General features: G+C 47.4%; 26 protein-coding genes and 1 pseudogene. 7 read left to right on the forward strand and 20 right to left on the reverse strand.

Going from position 1 to position 23,128, the window contains the following annotated elements; genetic code table 11:
- Position 1: 1 nt before the first annotated feature.
- From HH301_RS14785 to def, 3 genes are read right to left on the reverse strand one after another with little or no spacing between them, the layout of a single operon-like run.
- Complete coding sequence (locus HH301_RS14785; protein WP_169569798.1) at positions 2 to 733, reverse strand: SDR family oxidoreductase; 732 nt, start codon at positions 731 to 733, stop codon at positions 2 to 4.
- 54 nt (positions 734 to 787) lie between these two features.
- Complete coding sequence (locus HH301_RS14790; protein WP_169569799.1) at positions 788 to 1,441, reverse strand: COQ9 family protein; 654 nt, start codon at positions 1,439 to 1,441, stop codon at positions 788 to 790.
- A 25-nt stretch (positions 1,442 to 1,466) separates the two neighbouring features.
- On the reverse strand, positions 1,467 to 2,060 hold the full coding sequence (def, locus tag HH301_RS14795) for a peptide deformylase (protein WP_169569800.1): 594 nt from the start codon (positions 2,058 to 2,060) through the stop codon (positions 1,467 to 1,469).
- 114 nt (positions 2,061 to 2,174) lie between these two features.
- On the opposite strand from def, the gene rpsU reads away from it, so the two are divergent.
- Positions 2,175 to 2,375, forward strand: coding sequence for a 30S ribosomal protein S21 (rpsU, locus tag HH301_RS14800; RefSeq protein ID WP_169569801.1), 201 nt, complete (start codon positions 2,175 to 2,177; stop codon positions 2,373 to 2,375).
- A gap of 105 nt (positions 2,376 to 2,480) precedes the next feature.
- Here rpsU and HH301_RS14805 read toward each other — a convergent pair whose 3' ends face one another.
- The 3 genes from HH301_RS14805 to HH301_RS14815 are packed head-to-tail and all read right to left on the reverse strand — an operon-like array spanning position 2,481 to position 5,235.
- Positions 2,481 to 3,350 (reverse strand): alpha/beta hydrolase family protein, encoded by an 870-nt coding sequence (locus HH301_RS14805; RefSeq protein ID WP_169569802.1) that lies wholly within the window; start codon positions 3,348 to 3,350, stop codon positions 2,481 to 2,483.
- Positions 3,351 to 3,398: 48 nt separating this feature from the next.
- The gene (locus tag HH301_RS14810; protein WP_169569803.1) at positions 3,399 to 4,238 is read right to left on the reverse strand and encodes a helix-turn-helix domain-containing protein; all 840 of its coding nucleotides are present in this window, start codon (positions 4,236 to 4,238) and stop codon (positions 3,399 to 3,401) included.
- A gap of 58 nt (positions 4,239 to 4,296) precedes the next feature.
- Positions 4,297 to 5,235 carry a hypothetical protein gene (locus HH301_RS14815; protein ID WP_169569804.1) on the reverse strand — a complete coding sequence of 313 codons (939 nt, stop codon included), beginning with the start codon at positions 5,233 to 5,235 and terminating at the stop codon, positions 4,297 to 4,299.
- A gap of 142 nt (positions 5,236 to 5,377) precedes the next feature.
- Here HH301_RS14815 and HH301_RS14820 point away from each other — a divergent pair, with 142 nt between their 5' ends.
- Positions 5,378 to 5,788, forward strand: coding sequence for a hypothetical protein (locus tag HH301_RS14820; protein ID WP_169569805.1), 411 nt, complete (start codon positions 5,378 to 5,380; stop codon positions 5,786 to 5,788).
- 43 nt (positions 5,789 to 5,831) lie between these two features.
- On the opposite strand, the gene HH301_RS14825 is transcribed toward HH301_RS14820, so the two are convergent.
- A complete protein-coding gene (locus HH301_RS14825) occupies positions 5,832 to 6,488 on the reverse strand; it encodes a glutathione S-transferase family protein (RefSeq protein WP_169569806.1) in 657 nt (218 codons plus the stop codon).
- A gap of 128 nt (positions 6,489 to 6,616) precedes the next feature.
- Here HH301_RS14825 and HH301_RS14830 point away from each other — a divergent pair, with 128 nt between their 5' ends.
- On the forward strand, positions 6,617 to 7,012 hold the full coding sequence (locus HH301_RS14830; protein WP_169569807.1) for a MarR family winged helix-turn-helix transcriptional regulator: 396 nt from the start codon (positions 6,617 to 6,619) through the stop codon (positions 7,010 to 7,012).
- A gap of 69 nt (positions 7,013 to 7,081) precedes the next feature.
- On the forward strand, positions 7,082 to 7,426 hold the full coding sequence (locus HH301_RS14835; protein ID WP_169569808.1) for a hypothetical protein: 345 nt from the start codon (positions 7,082 to 7,084) through the stop codon (positions 7,424 to 7,426).
- Between the two features lie 33 nt (positions 7,427 to 7,459).
- On the opposite strand, the gene HH301_RS14840 is transcribed toward HH301_RS14835, so the two are convergent.
- From HH301_RS14840 to HH301_RS14855, 4 genes and pseudogenes are all read right to left on the reverse strand, one after another.
- Positions 7,460 to 8,851, reverse strand: coding sequence for an NAD(P)(+) transhydrogenase (Re/Si-specific) subunit beta (locus HH301_RS14840; RefSeq protein WP_169569809.1), 1,392 nt, complete (start codon positions 8,849 to 8,851; stop codon positions 7,460 to 7,462).
- 12 nt (positions 8,852 to 8,863) lie between these two features.
- Positions 8,864 to 9,148 (reverse strand): annotated as a pseudogene (locus tag HH301_RS14845) (NAD(P) transhydrogenase subunit alpha part 2); the annotation flags it as partial.
- Positions 9,149 to 9,159: 11 nt separating this feature from the next.
- Positions 9,160 to 10,314, reverse strand: coding sequence for a Re/Si-specific NAD(P)(+) transhydrogenase subunit alpha (locus tag HH301_RS14850; RefSeq protein ID WP_169569811.1), 1,155 nt, complete (start codon positions 10,312 to 10,314; stop codon positions 9,160 to 9,162).
- 116 nt (positions 10,315 to 10,430) lie between these two features.
- Positions 10,431 to 10,559 carry an aa3-type cytochrome c oxidase subunit IV gene (locus HH301_RS14855; RefSeq protein ID WP_169569812.1) on the reverse strand — a complete coding sequence of 43 codons (129 nt, stop codon included), beginning with the start codon at positions 10,557 to 10,559 and terminating at the stop codon, positions 10,431 to 10,433.
- Between the two features lie 150 nt (positions 10,560 to 10,709).
- Here HH301_RS14855 and HH301_RS14860 point away from each other — a divergent pair, with 150 nt between their 5' ends.
- On the forward strand, positions 10,710 to 11,492 hold the full coding sequence (locus HH301_RS14860; RefSeq protein WP_169569813.1) for a class II glutamine amidotransferase: 783 nt from the start codon (positions 10,710 to 10,712) through the stop codon (positions 11,490 to 11,492).
- Positions 11,493 to 11,505: 13 nt separating this feature from the next.
- Here the strand turns inward: HH301_RS14860 and HH301_RS14865 are convergent, their stop codons facing one another.
- Genes HH301_RS14865 through HH301_RS14880 form a run of 4 tightly spaced genes read right to left on the reverse strand, consistent with a single transcriptional unit; the run spans position 11,506 to position 15,249 of the window.
- Complete coding sequence (locus HH301_RS14865; RefSeq protein ID WP_169569814.1) at positions 11,506 to 13,281, reverse strand: M3 family oligoendopeptidase; 1,776 nt, start codon at positions 13,279 to 13,281, stop codon at positions 11,506 to 11,508.
- Between the two features lie 56 nt (positions 13,282 to 13,337).
- Positions 13,338 to 13,787: a PaaI family thioesterase gene (locus HH301_RS14870; RefSeq protein WP_169569815.1), complete on the reverse strand. Its 450-nt coding sequence runs from the start codon at positions 13,785 to 13,787 to the stop codon at positions 13,338 to 13,340.
- Complete coding sequence (locus tag HH301_RS14875; RefSeq protein ID WP_169569816.1) at positions 13,784 to 14,260, reverse strand: PaaI family thioesterase; 477 nt, start codon at positions 14,258 to 14,260, stop codon at positions 13,784 to 13,786. Before HH301_RS14875 ends, HH301_RS14870 begins: the two co-directional genes overlap by 4 nt.
- Positions 14,261 to 14,265: 5 nt before the next feature.
- Complete coding sequence (locus HH301_RS14880) at positions 14,266 to 15,249, reverse strand: NAD-dependent epimerase/dehydratase family protein (protein ID WP_169569817.1); 984 nt, start codon at positions 15,247 to 15,249, stop codon at positions 14,266 to 14,268.
- A gap of 188 nt (positions 15,250 to 15,437) precedes the next feature.
- Between HH301_RS14880 and HH301_RS14885 the strand changes: the two genes are divergently transcribed.
- On the forward strand, positions 15,438 to 18,890 hold the full coding sequence (locus HH301_RS14885) for an indolepyruvate ferredoxin oxidoreductase family protein (RefSeq protein ID WP_169569818.1): 3,453 nt from the start codon (positions 15,438 to 15,440) through the stop codon (positions 18,888 to 18,890).
- A 104-nt stretch (positions 18,891 to 18,994) separates the two neighbouring features.
- Positions 18,995 to 19,207 carry a DUF1272 domain-containing protein gene (locus HH301_RS17990; RefSeq protein WP_169569819.1) on the forward strand — a complete coding sequence of 71 codons (213 nt, stop codon included), beginning with the start codon at positions 18,995 to 18,997 and terminating at the stop codon, positions 19,205 to 19,207.
- Here the strand turns inward: HH301_RS17990 and HH301_RS14895 are convergent.
- From HH301_RS14895 to HH301_RS14915, 5 genes are all read right to left on the reverse strand, one after another.
- Entirely contained in the window at positions 19,192 to 19,488 is a 297-nt protein-coding gene (locus HH301_RS14895) for a hypothetical protein (RefSeq protein WP_169569820.1), read from the reverse strand. The two genes, HH301_RS17990 and HH301_RS14895, sit on opposite strands and share 16 nt — an antisense overlap.
- Before the next feature lie 77 nt (positions 19,489 to 19,565).
- Positions 19,566 to 20,882 (reverse strand): 3-hydroxyacyl-CoA dehydrogenase, encoded by a 1,317-nt coding sequence (locus HH301_RS14900; protein WP_169569821.1) that lies wholly within the window; start codon positions 20,880 to 20,882, stop codon positions 19,566 to 19,568.
- Between the two features lie 136 nt (positions 20,883 to 21,018).
- Positions 21,019 to 21,426 carry a hypothetical protein gene (locus HH301_RS14905; protein WP_169569592.1) on the reverse strand — a complete coding sequence of 136 codons (408 nt, stop codon included), beginning with the start codon at positions 21,424 to 21,426 and terminating at the stop codon, positions 21,019 to 21,021.
- Between the two features lie 202 nt (positions 21,427 to 21,628).
- Positions 21,629 to 22,699 carry a class II fructose-bisphosphate aldolase gene (gene fbaA, locus HH301_RS14910; RefSeq protein ID WP_169569822.1) on the reverse strand — a complete coding sequence of 357 codons (1,071 nt, stop codon included), beginning with the start codon at positions 22,697 to 22,699 and terminating at the stop codon, positions 21,629 to 21,631.
- A 78-nt stretch (positions 22,700 to 22,777) separates the two neighbouring features.
- Positions 22,778 to 23,077 carry a DUF2312 domain-containing protein gene (locus HH301_RS14915; RefSeq protein ID WP_169569823.1) on the reverse strand — a complete coding sequence of 100 codons (300 nt, stop codon included), beginning with the start codon at positions 23,075 to 23,077 and terminating at the stop codon, positions 22,778 to 22,780.
- Positions 23,078 to 23,128 lie beyond the last annotated feature (51 nt).

The raw sequence follows: 23,128 nt of genomic DNA on the forward strand, positions 1-23,128 counted from the left end.
TTCAAGCCCAGCCCCCTGCAAGATAGAGGACCTGACCAGTAATATAGTTTGACCGGTCAGACGCCAGAAAAGCTAGATAATCACCAGCCTCTTCCGGCTTACCAAGACGCCCAAGAGGGATCGGCTTTGTAATCTTCTTTAAGGTCTCTTCGTTTTCAATCAGCTCTTTTGGGAAATAGGTCGGGCTTTCAATAAAATTGGGCGCCAGTGCATTCACCTGAATTCCAGACTTGCCGAGTTCCTTGGCCAAGGTAACCGCTAATGCGTTCGCACCACCGCGTGCGGCCACATACATCGAATAGTTTGGTATTCCGTGTTTAGGAGCAGCGGACGAAACAAAAATAATCTTACCGCTTCCTTGAGATTTCATATGAGGAGTGACCTGTTTCGCGTAATCCATACCCCTGACAAGCAAGGCATCCAGCATTTTGCGAAACTCGTCCATATCAACGTCTTCGACAGCGGCTTTCACTGCCGGGTAGGCATCATTGTTGATGAGCACATCCAACCACCCTGCTTTATCCAGAACCTCGGCGACAACCTGCGATGGCTCTTGCGCAGCAAGTGCGTGAACGCCCGGCACAAGTTTTTCAAAATCTGTGCGAGCCGAACTTTCAATAAATGAAGCGTCCTGCGCATAAACAGTCGCCCCATCTCGTAGCAAGGCTGAAATTCCCGGTTTTCCAATAAAGTGTGTTGCGTCTGTGACCAGGATAATTTTATTTGTCAGCATTATTCTTTCCTGATTATTCAGCCATTAGAGCTTTTTATGAGATTTTATCGAGAACTAGCGCGCTCCCAAATTTCGGAAAAACCGGGCTGGCGATGGAAAATCCGGGCCTTGTGGTTTTTTCGCAAAAAACGATTTTGCCTTGAACTTGCAGGTTTCAAACTGCATGACATTTTCAATACGCCGATCCAGAAATTCCCAGGTTTTATGATGATCTTCTGAGTGATCATCCAGCCAATATAAAAGTGTAGAACCATAAACAGCCGATAAGGTGAGACGCTTGGTATAATAGCTAAAATCAGCAGACCGATCTCCCGTCGCATGCCACATTCGGCTGACTGTACCGTTTGTCAGTTTAAGGGCCAGAGCGGCATTTTGTGGCAAGGCAAGCAACGTCAGTGCATTTCGAATTGCTTCTTTATAGGGTGCATAAAGCTCAAGCCTAATACGAACTGCCAGCGTTATTCTTTCCCTGATTTTCATGTCCTGGACATTACGCCTGGCAAGCTCTTCTTCCATTTGATCATCAGCCCGCTCCACAAAATAGCAGATTAGATCAAGCGGCCCTTTTGGAAACAACTCATCAATAAAGAAAGGATCAATATTTAGGTCTTTAGCGGCATGGGAAATAGCTTTGCTTGACCAGCCATCAAACATCACATGGTCCAGAACCGCATTCAGGATTGTGTCTTTGTCAGGTGTGACTGTCATTTCCGTGCCTTACTCCCGTCGTGTGTTAAGCCAAGCTTTCCATATATTCGAGCATTTCTGACTGATAAACCAGTTGAGTCATATCCGTCATCCGCTCAGGGTATAGGATCCCATCCAAATGGTCTACTTCATGCTGAACTACGCGAGCATGAAATCCCTCCACATCCCGATCGATCAGCTCTCCGTCCAGTGAGTAGCCTCGATAATTTATACGGGTATAACGGGGAACCAGACCACGCAACCCCGGAACCGAAAGACAACCCTCCCAGCCGATCGCCATGTCTTTAGTCAGAGGCGTGATCACAGGATTAATCAACACTGTTTGCGGAACCCCGGCATCTTCAAGGCCATCCTCTTCAGCAATTCTGGCAGACGGCACTTCAAAGATCACGACTCTCTGGTCAACTCCAATTTGAGGCGCAGCCAAACCAACCCCTCCAGCTGCATCCATACTCAGCTTCATCACTTCAACCAAATCGCGAATCTCATCAGGAACAGGAATCTTCACCTCCTTCGCAAGCCCACGAAGCTTTGGATTTCCCATTTTCAGAATTGGTTTTGCTACAATTTCCACGTTTTCATACTCTCTAACAGGTGCAAATTTGCATTTTCTTTGCATAGTTTGATAAAATATAGCTGTTAACACTTCACAAGGGGAAGAGGTCGTGTTACTAACGCGCCACTTTGTGAACAGAATTAATCACATTTGACTTAGATAGGAGCACTGTTAGCTGTGCAGGTACATGTTCGCGACAACAATGTCGACCAAGCGCTTCGCGCCCTGAAAAAGAAAATGCAACGGGAAGGCATCTTCCGTGAGCTGAAACTCCGTGGTGCTTACGAGAAGCCATCTGAAAAACGCGCCCGCCAGAAAGCTGAAGCCGTTCGTCGCGCTCGCAAGCTGGCTCGTAAACGCGCTCAGCGGGAAGCTTAAGCTAAGCTTTTCTGCTAAGGCCTTACGGCCCTCCAGTAAAAAATGTCAAAGCCGCTCCGGTTCGCCGGAAAGCGGCTTTTGGTGTTTGCGCCCAATTTTCTGCAGTCACGGTTTGCTTTGGACGTTAATCCAGTCAGATATCTGCTGCCATGCATAGTGACTATTTCTCAAATGCTCCATATGGCCAAGCTTTTGCGCACCTGCTTCTTCTGGAGTGATCGTGCGATGTTGTGTATGGCCAACTGGAAATAATCCAGCGAAGGCTTCCGTGGTATGCGGTGGTGCCAGCTTCAGGTCATCTGAAAATCCGATACAGAGCATTGGGGTCAGGCTCTTCGCCAAGACAGGTTCAAGTAATCGGCCATCTGTTCCATGTAACCGGTTTCGGATACCCCAACCTGCCCAATCCTTTACTTGTGTTTTGGAAATCGGATTTCCCCAGCCAAGATGTTGCCCTGGAAGATACCCCAGCACCTTTGAAATCATGAGAAATGGAACAAAGAGAAGAAGGGATTTTCGGCCAAGAACCCGCGCGCTCAAATTTGATGTGGTTAGGGTGATAACCCCATTTACCGCACCCTCATTTTCAGCACCAAATATTTCACCCAGTATTCCACCTAAACTATGCCCCAAAATAAAAACGGGTGTATCCGGATATTGATCTTTCATCCAGCTAAGGGCAGCAGGAATATCTTTTTGCAGAAAATCATCAAAACCGTAATCAACGCCCCGCGTAGGCTTTGGCAAGCTTTGCCCATGCCCCCTGAGATCGAGTGCCAAAACGGCATGTCCCTGACTTGAAAGATATTCAGCCATATAACGGGCGGGCCGGGCATGAGAGCCCATAGCCGGTAATACCAAAATCGTTGATCTTGGGGGAAGCTCTCCCTTCGCACCAAAATGATACGTTTTAAGCTCCCATCCATCTGTGGTCTCTATAGAGACGACCTCCGCCTTTTCCAATGGATTAGACATTTTGTTCCCCCCAGTTTTACAATTATTTTTTTCTATTCCCCTTACCGACTAAATGAGATCCTGGCCATTGCCGTTTGACAATGCTTTGGCGAAGCGGTCGGTCTGTTCATCAGAGGGAAACATACATTCAACCATAACTTCCTCTGCTGTCACATCCTGAGGTGTCCCGAAACTAGCCACTGTTGTTATCCAGGACAAGTTCAACCCATTCAACATAAACTCAATGGGAAGAACGGGAAGCGCGTCCTTAGTCGGATCTTCAACCTGAAAACTCTCAGGCACGCCAGGATAAGCCAAGACTTCCTTCAGAAGGATCGCCAGTCGATCATTTTCATCCTGCCCCCTTAATTGTCGATATGCCCTGTGGATCATGTGACCTGCACTTTGTTCCCAATCCTTGACGACATTTCGAAAACCGTCTGGATGTAAACTCATGCGCAAAATATTAGGTGGGCCATTCTGTCCACCGAGTTGCAATCCAAGGGCACTCACGAACTTAGCACCCGTATGATTAATCATCAGAATATCGAAACACCGGTTCATAACTAGGGCGGGATAAGGCTCCTGCTTATCAAGAATGAAACTAAGTGCCCGCTTGATCTGCTCCAACCCCTTTCCTTCCAAGGGCCGTTCCGTATAAGCCGACCGATAGCCCGCCTCATTGAGCAGACGATTACGATCTCTCAACGGCACCTCCATGGCAACAGCAAGTCTAAGAACCATCTCTCGGCTAGGCTGAGACCTACCGGTCTCAATAAAACTAATATGACGGGCAGAACTATCCGCGGCCATTGCCAAATCCAATTGACTAAAGCCTTTTACCTTTCGCCATTTCTTGAGCAGACTTCCAAAATCTGATGAGTTTTGTTTGTAGGCCACATTTGCCATGCTGGGTCTCCGGTTTGTGCGCTGAATCGAATATAAGCACAAATTATGAGGAGAAAAATTACTTCAGAGGTAATTGTGACAATGACCTCATCAAATTATCCCACCAATCGATCACATTTGGCAGATTGAGGCCTTTAATGAAATAATCGATCGTCGTCTGTCGAAAATAGGGATCCTTGTTGTTCCATTCTTCGTGATACTCAAGAAACTTTAAGAGCACATCTTTTGTCAGAGAGCGATCCACCTTTTTAATCACTTCCCGCCCAAAAGCATCATTGAAGCAGGCGACGTGGACTTTCTTGTACAGATTATGCTCTTTGATCCGGTAAGATATAAACTCTCCGACCACTCCTAGCGTTCGTTTTTGGGAAGCTATTGTAGAGGGGTAACCGATGGTATAATCCCCACGCCCCTTTTCAAGCATATCGAGATTTATGAAATTATGATGGATACTATGTTCAACCAGATTAGGGTCCCCTAAATGTGGCTTAAGGTATTGATACAATACAGGATATCTGGATTGGCTAGCTGCTTTATTAAAATCCACTTTTACCAGTAATAATTTCAGGTTCCTTTGTTTGAGAAGCTCCTCAATAGAAAGCACTGTTCCTTGCGGGCCAAACCTTTGCTCATACTTCTTGTTAAAAATTAAAATATGAGGTGGCGTAAAAGTATAAGCTTTGGAATAAGCGAGCAGTTCAGGATAAAAACCGCCCCAAAGGTGAGCTGTGCAAGTTCCAGGAACACGGGCCTGCAGGCTCCATCTTGGTACATTTACAGCCAAAATACTGTGCTGATATTCAGGAAGCTGTTGAATAAAAAATTGCAGAAATTTATCAGCATAACCCTGCCCCTGATACGGGCCACTTGAGACAAACTCTGGCGGGAGATCCCATATAAACCAAGTAATCCGCTTCTTCGCGGTATCGGCACGACTTTCCTGATAAAGCCCCACCACCGACATCAACAGGATCAATATATATGCCAAAAATTTCATACAAAAAAATTAGCACACTCCAATTGAAGTGACTAGAAAAGACGACTTTCGATCAATCTTACCTGCCGGGTAATTGCGTGCCTTACCTTAAAAGGCCCATGATCTCCTCATTCTGATAACCCAGGAGAAGGAGAAATCGGAAATGACATCTAACACTACTCACTTTTTAAAAAAGGCACTCCTCGCTGATGCGAGCTTTGCTTGCGCAAGTGGACTAATCTGCATCTTTGCAAGCAGCCCACTAACTACTTTAATGGGGCTAACGGAACCGCTTTACCTCACCATACTCGGAATTGTGCTTGTTCTGTATTCCTTTGATATCGCGATTGTGGCGCTAAAATTCACAACCAAAACAATCTTCACCAAAATCTATTTTGCAGCTGATATCGCCTGGATTATCGGATCAGCCATTCTTGCAATTGGCTTTGCTGAATTGTTTAGCACAGCGGGACTAGTCCTCATTGACCTTGCGGCCATTGCTGTCGCCGGATTTGCCTACAGCAAATATGTAGGTCTGAAAAAGCTGTCTACATCCAGCTTCCAGCATGCTTGAAGATAAAGCTACCCGCGAGCGTATATACCCGCGGGTAGTATTTTTAAGCAGGAATAAGAGTACTGATATAAGAGTTTTTGTTTTCCAGAAATTTTCGAAGTAACTGCGGATATTCTGGTGAAACGGCGGATTTCACGGATGAGCGATTTGCGACGACATTTCGCCAGTTGGAAACCCTGTTCGCACCCTCCATAAGATGAAAATCACCAATCTCTTCAAACACATCAAGATACCTAAAAATAGTCGCCCAGACGCCGTCAATAAGCTGAAAACTCCCCCCACCAAAAAAGGGCCCCTTGATCTGCTGATCGATCTGTAAGAACCGTTTATGAAGGGCGGTCCTTTTATCTTCAAAACTTTGTTGATCCGGTGCTGAATAAAAGCCACCTATGGCATTCAGTGTTGCTGAGCCAAATTCTATCCATGATTTATGTCGTGCCTTTTCAAGTGGATCCGATGGGTACAAGCTTTCAGGTGTAACCTCATCTAGATAATCGGCAATCACCTGACTTTCGAATAGCACTTGATCATCCACCAAAAGCAATGGAACCTTTCCAAGTGGAGACAATTTCAAAAACCATTGCGGTTTGTTTGAAAGGTCCACATATCGCCGGACAAAAGGTATTTTCTTCTCTTCAAGTACGATAGCTGCCCGTTGAACATAGGGGCAAAGTGAATGGCTAATGAGTTCATATGTCATTTGGCTGCTCCATTTATATGCATTTGCATGTAAATATAGATTTCCAAATTGAATTTCAATGCATTTGCATGTAAATTTCATTTATGACGTCAACGAACCCTAAAATTGTCCAGGCTTGGACACACCTTATGCGAACGTCGCAGGTACTTCAGACCAAGATCGAAACCGCTCTGAAGGAGCAAGGGTTTCCGTCTTTGAACTGGTATGATGTTCTCTGGGAAGCAGAACAGGCTGACGACAAAGGTCTTCGCTTATTTGAACTGGAGCAACGCCTACTGCTAAAACAGTATGGTGTTTCACGACTTGTCGAACGACTTGAAAATGCGGGCCTACTCAGTCGACAAAAAAGTGATGAAGATGGGCGCGGCTATAGAATCTTTATTACGAAAGAAGGCAGAAACCTCCGTCGGCAAATGTGGTCTGTATATGGTACAGCACTGGACGCTGAACTGGGCGGATACTTGACTGATCAAGAAGCTGAACAACTAAGCGGGCTTCTAGGAAAGCTATTGTCCAACAAATAAAGGCTAGTTATCCCTACACTCCTCCCTATTATATAAAATTAGATAAAACTAATGGGGGAGTTTTTTTTGATGACCATTACACCGGATTTCATACTTCAAATCTGCTATTATGGCCTGATCGCTTTTGGCATCTTCTGCGCCGTAGTCGCAATCGCTTGTTGGGTGACCTTTCGGGGACATAATCTCAGTGGCGATAGTCTCTCAAACATCATTGCCCAGACAGAGATCCCTAAACTGGCCACAATTATTCTGATCATCGTGGCTGCTACCTTTCTGGGTCTCCTTCAGCTGGTTAGCGGCGAAAGCGTTGTCGCCATCTTAAGCGGGATCGCAGGCTATGTACTAGGCGGGCGAAACCCACAGCGCAAAGATAAACCAGAAGGCACTGGCACAAAAAAAGCCGCGACATCTTGAGCCGCGGCTTTCCTGATTAGATTATGAGATCGATTAGATCGCTTTCATAATATCCTCGATCATCTTCTTGGCGTCAGCCAGAAGCATCATTGTGTTGTCCTTATAGAACAAGTCGTTGTCGATACCGGCATAACCGGAAGACATGGACCGCTTCACGAAAAGAACGGTCCCGGCCTTATCCACATCAAGGATCGGCATACCGTAAATCGGGCTGGATGGGTCGTCGCGCGCGGCTGGGTTCGTCACGTCGTTCGCACCCACCACAAGAGCTACGTCAGCTGTTGAGAAGTCAGAGTTGATTTCCTCCAGCTCAAAGACCTCATCATAAGGCACCTGGGCTTCAGCCAAGAGGACGTTCATGTGACCAGGCATCCGACCCGCAACCGGGTGAATAGCATATTTCACATCAACACCTTCAGCCTTCAGCTCATCCACCATTTCCCGAAGGGCATGTTGAGCCTGAGCAACTGCAAGACCATATCCTGGAACGATAATAACCTTACCAGCATTTTTCATGATAAAGGCCGCATCATCAGCAGAACCTGCCTTGAATGGCCGGTCGACCTGCTGACCAGAAGAGGCAGCGGCATCATCACCGCCGAAGCCGCCCAGGATCACGCTGAAGAAGGAGCGGTTCATCGCCTTACACATGATGTAGGAAAGGATCGCACCGGAGGAGCCGACCAGGGCACCCACAATGATCAGAGCCGTATTTTCCAGAGTGAAGCCGATACCGGCAGCCGCCCAACCTGAATAGGAGTTCAGCATAGACACCACCACTGGCATATCTGCACCACCAATTGGAATGATGATCAGGAAACCAATGATGAAGGCAAGCGCAGTCATTCCCCAGAAGATAGCTGGATTTAGATCAACGCAGAACCAGATGATCAGGCCTACAATTGCCAAACCAATGAGAAGGTTAAGCATATGCTGACCCGGAAAAGTAACTGGATTTCCAGAAACCAATCCCTGTAGCTTGGTAAAGGCGATCACAGAGCCGGAGAAGGTAATCGCACCAACAACAATACCAATAGCCATTTCAACGCGGGAGAGGACAGTCAACTGCCCACTTTCCCCGATGATGCCGTAGGCTTCTGGGTTATAAAATGCTGCCGCTGCAACAAGCACTGCAGCCAGGCCGACCAAGGAATGGAAAGCAGCAACAAGCTGCGGCATGGCTGTCATGGCAATGCGTTGGGCAATTACTGCACCGATTGCGCCACCAATTACAATACCGCCAATGATCCACTCATAAGACAGAACGCTTGGGCTCAGGATAGTCACGACGATCGCGATCGCCATGCCCAGCATGCCCATCACATTACCGCGGCGAGAACTTTCCGGCGAGGAAAGGCCCCGCAAAGAAAGAATGAAAAGAATGGCGGATACCAGATAGGCAAGCGCCGTAAAGTTAGCTGACACTGGCTTATCCCCCTATTTCTGTTTTTTCTTATACATGGCGAGCATTCGCTGGGTTACCAGAAAGCCACCAAAGATATTTACCGACGCCAGAACGATCGCAATAAAGCCGAAGATCTTGGCAAGGTTCAGATCATCTGGGCCCGCAGCAATCAGCGCACCGACGATAATCACAGATGAAATGGCATTCGTAACCGCCATCAAGGGGGTATGCAGGGCTGGTGTTACGCTCCAGACCACATAGTAGCCAACGAAAATTGCAAGAACAAAGATCGCCAGCCGAAAAACAGTAGGATCGACCATATCCATGATTAGTTACCTCCTTCTGTCAAAAGTGGATGAACGACTTTTCCGTCCCGTGTCAAACCGGTTCCAAGGATAATTTCATCCTCCCAGTTCATTTCTAAAGCGCCTGTTTCCTTGTTAATCATCGGTGTCAGATAATTAAGCAGGTTCTTGGCATAGAGGCTGGAGGCATCACTGGCCAAACGGCTTGGTACATTGTAATGGCCAACAATCTTCACACCTTTGTCAGTCACAACAACTTCACCAGCCTTTGACTGGGTAACATTACCACCGGCTTCAACCGCAAGATCCACAATCACTGAGCCTGGCTTCATAACGGCCAGCATCTCATCAGTGATGAGAATGGGAGCTTCCCGCCCCGGGATCAACGCCGTTGTAATAACGATGTCCTGTTTCTTGACATGTTCAAAAACAAGCTCAGCTTGTTTTTTCTTGTATTCGTCGGACATTTCCTTGGCATAGCCACCTTCACCTTCACCGGTCTCTTCAGACTCGACCATGATGAATTTGGCGCCAAGGCTTTCAACCTGTTCTTTCGTAGCTGCACGAACATCAGTCGCGGTTACAACAGCACCCAGTCGGCGAGCGGTCGCGATGGCCTGCAGTCCGGCAACACCGACGCCCATGATGAAAGCTTTCGCAGGGGCAATCGTACCCGCTGCTGTCATCATCATTGGAAGAGCCTTGCCATATTCGGCAGTCGCATCCAAAACAGCTTTATAACCGGCCAAGTTGGACTGGGAAGACAAGACGTCCATGGATTGCGCCCTACTGATGCGGGGAACCAATTCCATGGCATGAGCCTCGATACCGGCAGCGGCATAAGCTTCGACCTGATCCTTGTTCTGCATAGGTGCCAAGATTGAAATCAATGTGGCCCCTTTCTTCATCAAGGCGAGCTCATCCGGTCCACCCTCAGCCTCGGTCAAGGGGCGTTGAACTTTCAGGACAACATCGGCATCTTTCAGGGCTGCTGCGGCATCCCCGGCAATGGTGGCTCCGGCGTCGGTATATTCCTGATCAGAGAAAGAGCTCAGTAACCCGGCTCCTGTCTCGACAACAACTTCAACTCCCAGACCCACATACTTCTTTACAGTATCAGGAGATGCCGCCACACGTTTCTCGTGCGCCCGACGCTCCTTGGGGATTGCGATTTTCATAATCGATCCTCTTTTATTTGTATTTAAAGTGGGTGTGATCGACGCCCCCTGCTGCGTCAATTTGCGAATGTCTGCCCTTTAATTATCTAAAGCGCAGACAGCACAATTCCCCGATATCAAGTGATGATATAAACAACGAAAGCTGTAATCACAGCAGAGATAATAGTTCCCCACGTAAACAGCTTAACGAAAGCATTATAAGACTCTTTCTGCTGTTCAACGTTCATATTACCCTGTTCGTACATAGTTTCCTCTCCACTTTAATCGGTGTATTACGCTGCATCGCAATATATCAAAACTTGGACTTCGGGCAACAAAATGTGTGCTTTTGGTAATTTTTAAATAATTTCCAGCTAAAAATGGGGACAGTTCACCGTCTTTTCTAGGACAAAACGATGTGTCGCTGGCTTGCTTATTTTGGAACACCCCGTGTCATCGAAAGCTTTGTATACGAAGGGGATCATTCCCTGAGTGCCCAAGCGCTCCACTCTCATAAAGCAAAGTTAGGTGTTCAAGGTGATGGTGGCGGTCTAGGCTGGTATAGCCACCTACCCGAACCAGGCCTCTATCGAAATCCCGGACCTGCTTGGTCAGATCCAAATTTACGGGAACTTTCCTGCCATGTGACTAGCCACATTTTCTTTGCGCATGTTAGGGCTTCTACTGGCGCGCCTAACATATTTGTCAATTGCCATCCCTTTCGATATGGAAAATGGCTATTTATGCATAACGGTCAAATTGGGGGCTTTTCACAAATCAAACGCCGCCTGCAGGAACATTTGACCGATGTTACTTACACTGCCCTTCAAGGAAGCACGGATAGCGAAATGCTGTTCATGATCATGGCATCCAAAGGGCTTGAAAAATGTCCAAAGGAAGCTCTGCGCGACACGGTATCTATCGTAGAGGAAATCCGCCGCTCTGAGGGAATCGAGGAACCGTTTCGGGCAACATTTGCCATATCAAATGGAGAACAACTCTGGACACTAAAATGGGCAAGTGACGCGCAGGCCCCGTCACTTTTTTACAGGAATAACGACCCAACCTCGGTTTTGGTTGTCAGTGAGCCTTTAGATAAAGAAAGTACCAGCTGGATTGAAATTAACGAAAACAGCCTGCTGCATTTCTGCAAGCAGGCTGATGGTCAAATCACCGAAAAAGTTGAAAGGTTTCTTTGAAAATCAGTTCAGATCAGCTCAAAGCTTCCAACTCGTCAATGAACTCTTCAATAACGCCAAGTCCTTTTTGCCAGAAGGCCGGATCACTGGCATCGAGCCCAAACGGAGCGAGAAGCTCTTTATGGCGTAACGTCCCGCCAGCTTTCAGCATCTCAAAATACTTCTCCTGAAATCCACTCTCTGCATTCTGGTAAACTGCGTAAAGCGCGTTCACCAGACAATCCCCAAAGGCATAGGCATATACGTAAAATGGTGAATGAATGAAGTGAGGAATATAGGTCCAGAAATATTGGTATTCATCATGCAAACGAATAGCTGGGCCCAGACTTTCCCGCTGGACCTCCATCCAAATTTCCCCAATCTGATCGGGAGATAATTCCTCCTCTTTGCGGGCTGTATGAAGCCGAACTTCGAATTCATAGAAAGCGATCTGGCGGATTACAGTATTAATCATATCCTCAACTTTGCTCGCCAGCATCACCCGCTTTTTCGCAGGATCAGTTTCTTTATCCAAAAGCGCTCGGAAGGTTAGTTGCTCCCCAAACACACTTGCGGTCTCGGCCAGTGTCAACGGCGTATCGGCTAGCAGCGCACCCTGAGGGGCAGCCAGAACCTGATGCACCCCGTGCCCTAACTCGTGGGCCAAGGTCATCACATCCCGCACCTTGCCCTGATAATTAACCAGCAGATAAGGATGCGCACTTGGAACAGTTGGATGAGCAAAGGCCCCGGGGGATTTTCCAGGGCGAACTGAGGCATCGATCCAGGGTTTATCAAAAAACTCCTGTCCCAGTTTGGCGAGTTCAGGAGAGAATCTACCGTAGGCATCCAACACCGTATCCCGAGCTTCATCCCAGGTAATCAAGCGGTCATCATCCTCGGGCAATGGCGCGTTCCTGTCCCAATAATCCAGCTTATCCTGTCCCATCCATTTGGCTTTCAAGGCATAATAACGATGAGACAGCTTCGGATAGGACTTGCGAACAGCTTCGGCCAAAGCGTCCACGACTTCTGCTTCCACCTGATTAGACAGGTGACGCATTGTCATGGGACTGTCGGCTTTACGCCAATCATCTTCTATAGCCTTGTCTTTCGCCAGGGTATTGGTAATCAATGCGAAAAGACGTACATTCTCGCCAAACACTTTACCAAGGCATTTGGCTGCTTTCTTTCGGGTTTCCCCATCTTTAGCAGACAGAAGGTGTAGCACCTCCTGCGATGCCATGCTTTTGCCATCAAGCTCAAACTTAAGGCCTGCCATTGTTTCATCGAACAAACGTACCCAGGCACTGCGACCAGACACGCTTTTCTCGTGCAACAGCTTTTCTAGCGCATCATCCAGCTGGTAGGGTTTCATCGATCGCACGTTATCAATCCATGGCTGATAACGCTTCAATTCCGAATTTTTATAGAAATTCGAGATCTGAGAATCCTCTATGCGGTTAAGTTCCAAGGTAAAGAACAGAAGATCAGTTGAAATCATACTGATTTTCTCCTGCATATTCTGGAAAAACTTACCGATATCCGGGTCTGTCATGTCTCCAGCATAGACAAGATACGCAAATGACATGATGCGTCCGAGCTTCTCCTCCAGCTCCTCGTATGCTTTTAAGGCTTCAAGAAAAGCGTCCGCATCCAAATTAGAGAGCTTACCTTGATAATCAGCCGCAAAGGCCTTTGCCTCTTCAGCAGCCGACGTCAGATCACTCTCCAACTCAGGCGAATTCCGAGACGGATAAAGGTCTGTAAGATCCCATTCAGGCAGATTGCTTAAAGCAGCTTCGGACATATTTTTGATTTACTCCAATTTGAATTGATCAGCAGTTTACACATAAGTTCCAATGTCTAACTGACAAGGAAATTTGCGTTGGCTGTAGCAATCGGTTTGCTTCGATCCTTTTGCCAGGCTCTAACCCGCATATTCGCAACACGACGGCCAGGTTTGGTAATCACAGCTTCAGCAAAACACTCATCCACCTTGGCCGAGCGAAGATAGTCGATCGTGAAAGTGATGATTTTCGGGAGCTGGGTAATTTCTTGAGTTACTAGCAGATGAACAAGAGCCGTACTTTCCAGAAACGCTCCGACGACGCCACCATGAATGGCTGGAAGCGTTGGATTGCCCGTAAATTTCTTATTTTGGGGAATTCGGCAAATTAGTTCGTTTTCGCGGTCCAGGACTTCCATCCCTAAATAGTTGAAATAAGGAATGAGATCAGCGATCGCCGACCAATTTTTTTCTTCTTTGGCTTTCAAGATTTTTTGCAAAAACTCTTCGCTTGATGACTCGGTCATGAATTGCCTCCTTCTTCTGTAGAGACCCGATCAAGAGGCATACTGGCGCTGCTATGAAGCATGAACGTACTCACACTATTCGCAATGGGATCATCAGGATTGTCGTGATAGGCAACTGCCCGCACAAATCCTATCTGCCGGGTTAGTCGATAGCAGGTTGCTTCTGCAAGAACATCTTTTCCTGGTTCAGCGGATTTTAGATAGTCGATCCTGAGATCCAATGTTGCGATAGGGATATATTTCTGGAGTTTGGCGTAGATACACATCCCTGAGGTCGTATCAATCAAAGTGGTCACTATTCCGCCATGAAGAACCCCCGTAACAGGGTTTCCAACAAATCGCTCATCGTAAGGTAACTTCATCACAACAGAATCATTGCTCAATGATTCCACTTGCACACCGATATCGCTGCAATGGGGGATGGCGATATCGATGATATTTTGTATCTGAGTGATATCAAATGCTTCTGACATTTTCTTTATGTTCTTTCAAAATACTCCCGATACCAGTCAACGAATTTCGGGATCCCGGTTTGGAGCCGGGTAACAGGTTCATAACCAACAGCTTTGCGAAGAGGCTCAATATCGGCATATGTTTCTTTCACATCCCCTTTTTGCATTGGCAAAAGCTCCAATTCGGCCTTAACGCCAAGGGATTTTTCTAGAATATCGACCAATTCCATCAAAGGTTCTGGTCGGTTATTTCCGATATTGTAGACCGCATAAGGGGGATGCCCCTCTCCGCCATCTTCTGGAATTGCTTTTACCAGCTTCATGATACCGCTGACAATATCATCAATGTAGGTAAAGTCCCTTTTCATATCTCCATTATTGAAGATTTTGATAGGCTTTCCAGCCAACATGGATTCAGTAAACATCCAATAGGCCATATCCGGCCGGCCCCATGGTCCATATACCGTAAAAAAGCGAAGTCCAGTCGAGGGAAAACGGTAGAGATGGCTGTAACTATGCGCCATCAATTCGTTAGACTTTTTTGTCGCCGCATAGAGAGAAACGGGCTTATCAACTGATTGCGATACAGAATATGGAAGCTCTTTATTCCCACCATAAACCGAGCTGGAACTCGCATAGAGCAAGTGTTTAAGATCAGGGTTGTGACGACAATATTCCAGGATATTCAGAAATCCAACCAGATTGGATTGAATATAGGAGTGAGGATTTTGAAGGCTATACCGAACCCCAGCCTGTGCAGCTAGATGAATGACATACTCGATTCTCTTATCCGCTAAAGATGCCGATAATTCTGCCTGATCCGCAATATCTATCTTTTCAAAGGAAAATTTCTCAAATTTATCAAGCTCTTTGAGGCGTTCTTCTTTCAGAGAAACATCATAATAATCGGTCAGACAGTCAATCCCGAAGACGGTCTCACCTGCTTCCAAAAGCTGTTTGGCGACATACATGCCGACAAAGCCGGCTGCCCCAGTAACCAGATATGTCATATACCCTTCATCCCTTTGATTTGTTTGGCACTCTAAACCAACTCAAAATTTAATAGACAGGAAAAAAGTTAAAAAACACTCCACGAAACATTCTTTCTATATGTCAGCATTATTGACCTTTATTGAAAAGGCTGCTACATTTCTTATATTAATAAATGCAAATTTGCATGAGCTAGGGAGTAATAAGTATGAAGCTTGCTGACGTAACGCTCGACGACAAATATACACTCGAACAAGGGCGTGTATTTCTAACCGGAATTCAAGCTCTGGTCCGTCTTCCCCTTGTCCAAAAAGCGCGTGATCGAGCGGCTGGACTTAATACAGCAGGCTTTATTTCGGGTTATCGCGGCTCCCCTCTTGGTGGATATGACCAAGCCCTTTGGAAAGTTCGCCCCCTACTCAAAGAAAACGATATCCATTTTGAACCTGGTATCAATGAAGACCTAGCCGCGACAGCCGTTTGGGGCAGTCAGCAGCTAAATATGTACAAAGGTGCCAAATATGACGGTGTCTTTAGCCTCTGGTATGGCAAAGGCCCAGGCGTTGACAGAACAGGCGACGTTTTTCGCCATGCAAACTCCAACGGAACATCGAAATACGGTGGCGTTCTAGCACTCGCTGGCGATGATCACGGCATCGTATCATCAACTGTTGCCCACCAAAGTGAACATGGCTTTATGGGTTGGATGATGCCAGTGCTGCATCCAGCCAATGTTCAGGAAGTTCTAGATTACGGGCTAATCGGTATCGCGATGTCCCGCTACTCGGGTCTTTGGGTTGGCTTCAAATGTATTTCTGAAACGATTGAAGGCGGTGCTTCCGTTTATGTGGATCCAAACCGGGTTAATATCCAAATCCCAGATCTGGAATTGCCACTCGGTGGCCTCAATATCCGCTCCCATGACAACCGCTTCGATCAGGAAGTGCGCCTCAACCAGCACAAAATCTATGCTGCCCGTGAATTTGCGCGGATCAACAAACTCGACAAAATTACAATGGATAGCCCAAAGCGCCGTTTCGGGATCGTCACGACCGGCAAGGCCTATCTGGATGTACGTCAGGCACTTCGGGATCTTGGGATCACCGATGAAATGGCTGCGGATATCGGTCTGAGCGTTTACAAGGTCGGTATGCCTTGGCCATTGGACCCTGAAGGGGTTCGCAACTTTGCTGAGGGTCTTGAAGAAGTTCTAGTCATTGAAGAAAAACGTGCTCTTGTCGAAAACCAGATGAAAGAGCAGCTCTATAACTGGCAAACGTCTGTTCGCCCAAGGATCATCGGTAAATTCGACGATGAGAAAAAGAGTGTTTTCCCCTCCTCTGGTGAATTGACACCGGCTATGGTTGCCCGCGTAATCGCTGCCCGTATTCGCCGGTTTTACACATCCGAGCATATCGAAAACCGCTTGGCCTTTTTGGACCGAAAAGAGCAACAGCTCAATCAGTCACCAGCCAAGATCACTCGGACACCTTTCTACTGCTCAGGCTGCCCCCACAACACCTCAACCGTTGTTCCAGAAGGGAGCCGTGCTGTTGCCGGTATCGGGTGTCACTTCATGGTGACCTGGATGGATCGGAATACCAATGAATTCACCCAAATGGGTGGTGAAGGTGTTCCATGGGTTGGACAGCAACATTTCACGGATGAAAAGCATATTTTTGCTAATCTGGGTGATGGGACTTATCACCATTCCGGTCTTTTAGCTATTCGGCAGGCAATTGCCGCCAAAGCCAACATCACCTATAAAATCCTGTACAACGATGCGGTTGCTATGACAGGTGGTCAGCCCTTGGATGACCAGCTAACTCCTTGGCAAATTGCGCAACAGGTTGCCGGTGAAGGCGTCAAAACAATCAAGGTTGTTTCAGATGAGCCGGATAAATACCCATCCAACATTGAATGGCCAAAAGGAACGACCTTTGATCACCGCGATGACCTGGACAAAATCCAGAAGGAAATGCGGGAACTTCCTGGCGTTACTATTCTTCTTTATGATCAAACCTGCGCATCTGAGAAACGCCGCCGTCGCAAACGGGGCAAATTTCCTGATCCTGCCAAACGGGTCATGATCAATGATCTGGTTTGTGAAGGCTGCGGTGACTGCTCAGTCAAATCAAACTGTATCTCGGTGGAACCGCTGGAAACTGAATTTGGCCGCAAGCGGACAATCAACCAGTCCAGCTGCAACAAAGACTTCTCTTGCATTAAAGGATTTTGTCCAAGTTTTGTGACGATTGAAGGCGGCGAACTTCGGAAACCAGAGAAAAGCGACAAGGCAGATCCTGCATCTGATGTTCCCCTGCCAACAATCAAGGAAGTCGTTCATCCCTACCGTATTCTGGTTACCGGAATTGGCGGGACTGGCGTTGTCACCATTGGCGCCCTGATGAGCATGGCAGCGCATCTGGAAGGCAAAGGGGTTACAGTCTTGGATCAGGCTGGCCTGGCCCAAAAAGGCGGCGCGGTAACAAGTCACATTCATATTGCGCCAAGGCCCGAAGATATCAGCGCCGTTCGAATTCCAGCAGGCCGTGCCGATCTGCTGATCGGGTGCGACATGGTGGTAGCCGCCTCGTACGATTCCCTTGCCAAATTGGATGTGGGTATCGCCAAGGCGGTGGTGAATTCTCATCCCGCGCCAACAATGGACTTCACGCTAAACCCGGACGCTCCGTTCCCGGTTGCCGACACCCTCGCCCATATTGAGGATGCGGTTGGTAAGGACGCCTGCCACCTGGTTGAAGCCAGTGAAATCGCAACGACCCTCATGGGTGACGCAATTGCCACCAATCTCTTTATGCTGGGTTATGCCTTCCAAAAAGGCTTTGTCCCCCTCACCCGGGAGGCACTGGAACGAGCTATTGAATTAAATGGCGTTGCAATTGACGCTAATAAACTTGCCTTTGCCTGGGGCCGCCTGATGGCACATGACCCAGATAAGGTTCTGGCAGAAGTTGATAAGCTCAAAGGGCCTGTTGATATCCTGCAGCCTACAGAAGATCTCGAAACCATGATCTCCCGCAGGGCTGAGTTTTTGACAGACTACCAAAATAGCGCTTATGCGGATGCATACACCAAAGTCATTGACACTGTTCGTCTGACTAAGGATGAAGACCTGACCAAAGCTGCGGTGAAATCACTCTTCAAACTTATGGCCTACAAAGATGAGTATGAAGTTGCTCGCCTGCACGCTGAAACCGGTTTCAAAGATCGGATTGGTCGCATGATGTCTGGTGACTACACTGTCAAATATCATTTGGCTCCACCTTTGTTTGCCAAGAAAGATCCGGAAACGGGTCACCTTAAAAAAGCAGAATATGGTCCCTGGGTCGGCAAAGCCTTTGCTAAGCTTGCAAAGCTGAAGTTCTTGCGGGGCACTGCTTTTGATCCCTTCGGTTATACCGAGGAACGAAAAGCTGAACGTAAACTGATCACCCACTTTAAGGGAACATTGGCTTACGTGACCGAACATCTAAATGACCAGAACCGGGCCGTTGCGCTTGAACTGCTCGAACTTCCCATGAAGGTTCGGGGATATGGTCATGTGAAGGAAAAAGCGCTTGAGCAATATTACGCTGAGCATGAGCATCTGATGCAGTTGTTCAACAATCCAACGGATGTTCTAAAAGCAGCTGAATAAGCAAGTTACTTCATGAGATGCCAATTGGTCCTGCAGCGCAGGATTAATTGGCTCTCGTTTCTGAAGGCATAAATAGGCATCTCTTAAGTTGGGAGAACGCCATCATGCTAAAACTCAAAAAGACTTGTGAAACTTGTGACGCCCCTCTCATCAATGGGGAGGCAGAAGCCTACATCTGCACATTCGAATGCACTTTTTGCAGACCTTGCACGACAGATACCCACAAACATATCTGCCCCAATTGCGGCGGCAATTTAGTTCTCCGCCCTACCAGGCCGGAAAAACTAATTGAGAAAAATCCTCAAGCTGACGTCTGATTTAGCGCCACTTTCTCCATGCTTTTCCGTTTTTTCTTGGCTTTCTTAAGTGCTGGTTGAAGCCCTTCCAGCAGGAGACGAATAAGAGTAGCTGTTTCCATATTAAGCTCAATCTTATCGGGGCTGCCGTTCGCTGATTTTTCATGACGCTTAGCCGCAGCTTTCAAAAGTCGCTTCACATCCCGATCATCCAGAATGTCCTTAAGGATCAGCTCCTGCAAGAGAAGCTCCACAATGGTGAGGGATGCAAATCCTGTTTTATCTGCTGAAATCTGTCGCATGGTTCCCAGTAAAAAAGGGCTGCGCAATGTCTCACACAGCCCCCTACACTTAATAAGTGCAAAATATATTTCAAATCCTACTCAGAAGGAACTGTCTCCCATTTTCCATCGCGGGACATATATTTGGAGCCATCCTCAGAATAAAAGCTTGTTGCTCCGGCGTCTTTGAGAACTTTCAGCATTACTGGCAGCTCTTTGCCCTCTGCATCCAATTTGGCAATGACCTTGTCAGTTCCTAATTGGTCCAGCAGCTCAAACGGACCTTTCGCCCAACCAAATCCCCAGCGCATGGCACGATCAATATTGACTACATCGTCCGCGATTTCCGGGATGAGATCTGCTGCATAGAGGAGTGTTCCGCCCATGATGTCCCAAACAAGCTGTCCTTCCGCATCATCGGCGAAGAAAACAGTTTCAGGCGCCTGATGAATAGGTGAAAGCTCAACTGTCTCTTGTGGGCGCCAGCTTTCGCTTGTCAGATCAAAGATCTCTTTGGTCTTCGCTCCATCTTCAGCAATGTTAAGGCGATAAAAGCCTCCCTTAGCTTTCCGACCGAGCTGTCCCCGCTCCAGCATAGCCTGTTCCACGGGCGGAAAACTCGTATAGGCAAGCCCCACATCACCCTGAGGAAGATTTACTTTAAGGTTCTTTCCCACCAGATCCATGATGTCCAAACCAATAAGGTCGATCAGACCATAAAGGCCGGTTGGCGGCAATCCAACCGGCTTACTCAACAGCGCGTCCACCTTTTCCATTGGCATACCGGCTTCAAGGGCAGCCTTAGCTTTGTGCAAGCCTGACAGCATAAAGAAGCAGCCTATCCGATTGCCGATGAAGTTCACGGTGTCCTTTGCATAAACGACACCCTTGCCGAGTTTCTCACCACAAAAACGCGCCAGCGCCTCAGTAACATCCGGAGTTGTCTTCTCCCCCGGGATCAGCTCCATCAAGCGCATGATTTTTACCGGGTTGAAAAAATGGGTTACAACAATATCCTTCTGCAACCGTTCTGGCATATCGGCCGCAATATCCTTGAGAGGAATACCTGAAGTATTGGTGGACACAACCGACCCATCCCGGCGAAGTGGCTCCAGCTTTGCAAACAATTCCCGTTTTGTGGCTAGATCTTCGATAATCGCTTCACAAATCCAGTCATAGTCAGCAATCCGTTCAAGGTCATCATTGAAACTACCAAGCTTGATCCGTTTGGCGGATTCAGGGTTTTCAAAGGCTGGTGGACGAATATTGATCATCCGATCCAGAGAAGCTTCTGCAGCCTCCAGCGTGACATCCAAAAGCAGAACATCTGCTCCGGCATCTGCTGACGCCGCAGCAATTCCAAGCCCCATAGTACCGCCGCCAAGCACGGCAACTGATTTAACGTCTCTGGTCATTTTAGTCCCTCATTTACAGAATGACCTGAGTTACCATTTGCAGCTCGTCAGATAAACCGGAAAAACTCAAGCCACATACAAAAAAGCGGCCCAGATTACTGGACCGCCTTTCAAATCTTTAGATAACTCTGTTGGTTTAGACTTCAGCTTCCAATGTCAGTGCAAATTCCTTGATAACTTCTTCCGTGATTTTGGAATTCGGGAATGCTTCTTGGACTTTCGCATGAATTTCCGATGCAGAGAGGCCGTTTCGATGATTTTCGATAATCAGATTCTGGATCCTTTCCCGTTGCGGCTTTGTTTTAGCAACCGCGATGCGAACCGCTGCATCTTTTGCTTCCAATAATTTCTGAAGCGCGACCATTTTCTGAGAATGATCTGGAAGCTGCTCGACCAGTGAATGGGCCAGTTTGTTGAACGGCTTACTAATGGCCTGCAGTCCTTCCGGTAGATGCTTATAGTCGAAGAAACACAACATATCTTCATACTGGGCACGAGCAAGTATCGCCTGACGTTTTGCAATTCCTTCAGTCTTCTGACTCATGACTATATCTCCGCATTTGTGGGGGCACAGGATGGAACGTTACTCGGAACGTTCCCTATTTGATGCCTTAAAATACGGCTAAAAGCTTAAATAAAAGATTAACGAAATGTAAAAATCTGGATAGATTTTGATCCATTTCGGGCACAGAAAAAGCCGGGCGAAATATCCGCCCGGCTTATCGAAACGACTCTGAAAGTTAGTCTTATTTCGCGACTGATTTCCCAGTTGAACCAAGCTCACGGAAAGCTTGCCCCAAACGCTCAACCATCTTCTCTTCACCCATCCGCAGCCATTTGCGTGGATCGTAAAGTTTCTTAAGCGGCTCTTCCGTCTCTGGGTGGATCTGATGCTCGAAGGCAACCATATTTTCCTTGGCGAAAGCACCAACACCTTCAGCGAATGCAAACTGTGTGTCTGTGTCGATATTCATCTTGAACACACCATATTCAATAGCCTCAGTAATTTTTTGAGGCTCTGAGCCTGATCCACCATGGAATACGAGGTCCAAAGGCTTCTCAGATAGACTATGAGTTTTGGAAACCAGTTCCTGAGAGGCTTTCAGGATTTCAGGGCGCAACTTTACGTTACCAGGCTTGTAGACGCCGTGCACGTTACCAAAGGAAGCCGCAATGGAGAAATGTCCGATTGGGCTCAGACGATCATAGGCTTCGAGAACGTCTTCTGGCTGAGTGTAGAGTTTACTGTTGTCCATGCTGTCAACATCGCTGCCGACACCATCTTCCTCACCGCCTGTAATACCGAGCTCGATTTCAATGCTCATGTCCAACTCAACAGCCCGCTTCAGAAGCCGTGCAGACTCGTTCAAGTTATCATCGAGAGACTCTTCAGACAGATCCACCATGTGAGAGCTGAAAAGCGGAATACCATTTTTCTTTTTGTATTCAGCACCAGCATCAAACAGACGATCAACCCATGGGATCAGCTTTCTGTTGGCATGATCAGTGTGAAGGACTGCGCAGATACCGTAATGTTTGGCGAGCAAATGAACGTGCTGGGCAGCTGAAACCGCGCCATAAAGCATGGCATCATCACCATTAGGCATTCCCTTGCCCGCATAGAAGGTTGCACCACCATTGGACAGCTGAATGATTACGTCTGAGCCATTTTTGGCTGCCGCTTCCATCACAGCATTGATACTATCTGTACCCACGACATTTACGGCTGGCAACGCAAATCCGCCTGCCTTACAGTTACTGACCAGTTTCTGGTATTCTTCACCAAAAACTACACCTGCTGGAAGTTCTAGGGACACGGTTCTTATCCTCTCTCATTCTCAATGAAACACCCGGCGCAATGTCCGGGTGAAACAATTCAGTTAATCCATAAATTCTTAAAAAGAGTCACCTTCTGGTGGCAAGTCCTGATCCGCTTCAGAGGGCATCTCATCGAGCATTCCAAGCGCATGCTTGTATAGATCGATCATATACTCCTGCTCCTGATAATCGGCTTTGTCCATCTTGCGAAGACGCAGAACAGCCCGCATGGCCTTTACATCGAAACCAGTGCCTTTAGCTTCGGCAAAGACTTCCTTGATATCATCTGCAATCGCCTTTTTATCTTCCTCGAGCCGCTCAATGCGTTCGATAAAAGATCGCAAATGATCTGCTGCGACGCCACCAACGTCAGCCATTACTCACCTCTTTAACTTGATGCTCAATTATGTACAGAAGGGTTTAGCGAT

It is taken from the genome of Sneathiella limimaris, assembly GCF_012932565.1.
GTDB classification, from domain to species: domain Bacteria; phylum Pseudomonadota; class Alphaproteobacteria; order Sneathiellales; family Sneathiellaceae; genus Sneathiella; species Sneathiella limimaris.

Excerpts from the sequence above, each read along its gene's own strand:
- HH301_RS14810 (WP_169569803.1), bottom strand. The coding sequence starts at position 4,238 with ATGGCAAATGTGGCCTACAAACAAAACTCATCAGATTTTGGAAGTCTG.
- HH301_RS14875 (WP_169569816.1), bottom strand. The coding sequence starts at position 14,260 with ATGTCAGAAGCATTTGATATCACTCAGATACAAAATATCATCGATATC.
- HH301_RS14855 (WP_169569812.1), bottom strand. The coding sequence starts at position 10,559 with ATGTACGAACAGGGTAATATGAACGTTGAACAGCAGAAAGAGTCTTAT.
- def (WP_169569800.1), bottom strand. The coding sequence starts at position 2,060 with ATGCAAAGAAAATGCAAATTTGCACCTGTTAGAGAGTATGAAAACGTG.
- HH301_RS14790 (WP_169569799.1), bottom strand. The coding sequence starts at position 1,441 with ATGACAGTCACACCTGACAAAGACACAATCCTGAATGCGGTTCTGGAC.
- HH301_RS14850 (WP_169569811.1), bottom strand. The coding sequence starts at position 10,314 with ATGAAAATCGCAATCCCCAAGGAGCGTCGGGCGCACGAGAAACGTGTG.
- HH301_RS14865 (WP_169569814.1), bottom strand. The coding sequence starts at position 13,281 with ATGTCCGAAGCTGCTTTAAGCAATCTGCCTGAATGGGATCTTACAGAC.
- HH301_RS14830 (WP_169569807.1), top strand. The coding sequence starts at position 6,617 with ATGCGAACGTCGCAGGTACTTCAGACCAAGATCGAAACCGCTCTGAAG.
- HH301_RS14815 (WP_169569804.1), bottom strand. The coding sequence starts at position 5,235 with ATGAAATTTTTGGCATATATATTGATCCTGTTGATGTCGGTGGTGGGG.
- HH301_RS14880 (WP_169569817.1), bottom strand. The coding sequence starts at position 15,249 with ATGACATATCTGGTTACTGGGGCAGCCGGCTTTGTCGGCATGTATGTC.
- HH301_RS14870 (WP_169569815.1), bottom strand. The coding sequence starts at position 13,787 with ATGACCGAGTCATCAAGCGAAGAGTTTTTGCAAAAAATCTTGAAAGCC.
- HH301_RS14905 (WP_169569592.1), bottom strand. The coding sequence starts at position 21,426 with ATGAGTCAGAAGACTGAAGGAATTGCAAAACGTCAGGCGATACTTGCT.
- HH301_RS14895 (WP_169569820.1), bottom strand. The coding sequence starts at position 19,488 with ATGCGACAGATTTCAGCAGATAAAACAGGATTTGCATCCCTCACCATT.
- HH301_RS14835 (WP_169569808.1), top strand. The coding sequence starts at position 7,082 with ATGACCATTACACCGGATTTCATACTTCAAATCTGCTATTATGGCCTG.
- HH301_RS14885 (WP_169569818.1), top strand. The coding sequence starts at position 15,438 with ATGAAGCTTGCTGACGTAACGCTCGACGACAAATATACACTCGAACAA.
- HH301_RS14860 (WP_169569813.1), top strand. The coding sequence starts at position 10,710 with ATGTGTCGCTGGCTTGCTTATTTTGGAACACCCCGTGTCATCGAAAGC.
- HH301_RS14825 (WP_169569806.1), bottom strand. The coding sequence starts at position 6,488 with ATGACATATGAACTCATTAGCCATTCACTTTGCCCCTATGTTCAACGG.
- HH301_RS14820 (WP_169569805.1), top strand. The coding sequence starts at position 5,378 with ATGACATCTAACACTACTCACTTTTTAAAAAAGGCACTCCTCGCTGAT.
- HH301_RS14785 (WP_169569798.1), bottom strand. The coding sequence starts at position 733 with ATGCTGACAAATAAAATTATCCTGGTCACAGACGCAACACACTTTATT.
- HH301_RS17990 (WP_169569819.1), top strand. The coding sequence starts at position 18,995 with ATGCTAAAACTCAAAAAGACTTGTGAAACTTGTGACGCCCCTCTCATC.
- HH301_RS14915 (WP_169569823.1), bottom strand. The coding sequence starts at position 23,077 with ATGGCTGACGTTGGTGGCGTCGCAGCAGATCATTTGCGATCTTTTATC.
- HH301_RS14805 (WP_169569802.1), bottom strand. The coding sequence starts at position 3,350 with ATGTCTAATCCATTGGAAAAGGCGGAGGTCGTCTCTATAGAGACCACA.
- HH301_RS14900 (WP_169569821.1), bottom strand. The coding sequence starts at position 20,882 with ATGACCAGAGACGTTAAATCAGTTGCCGTGCTTGGCGGCGGTACTATG.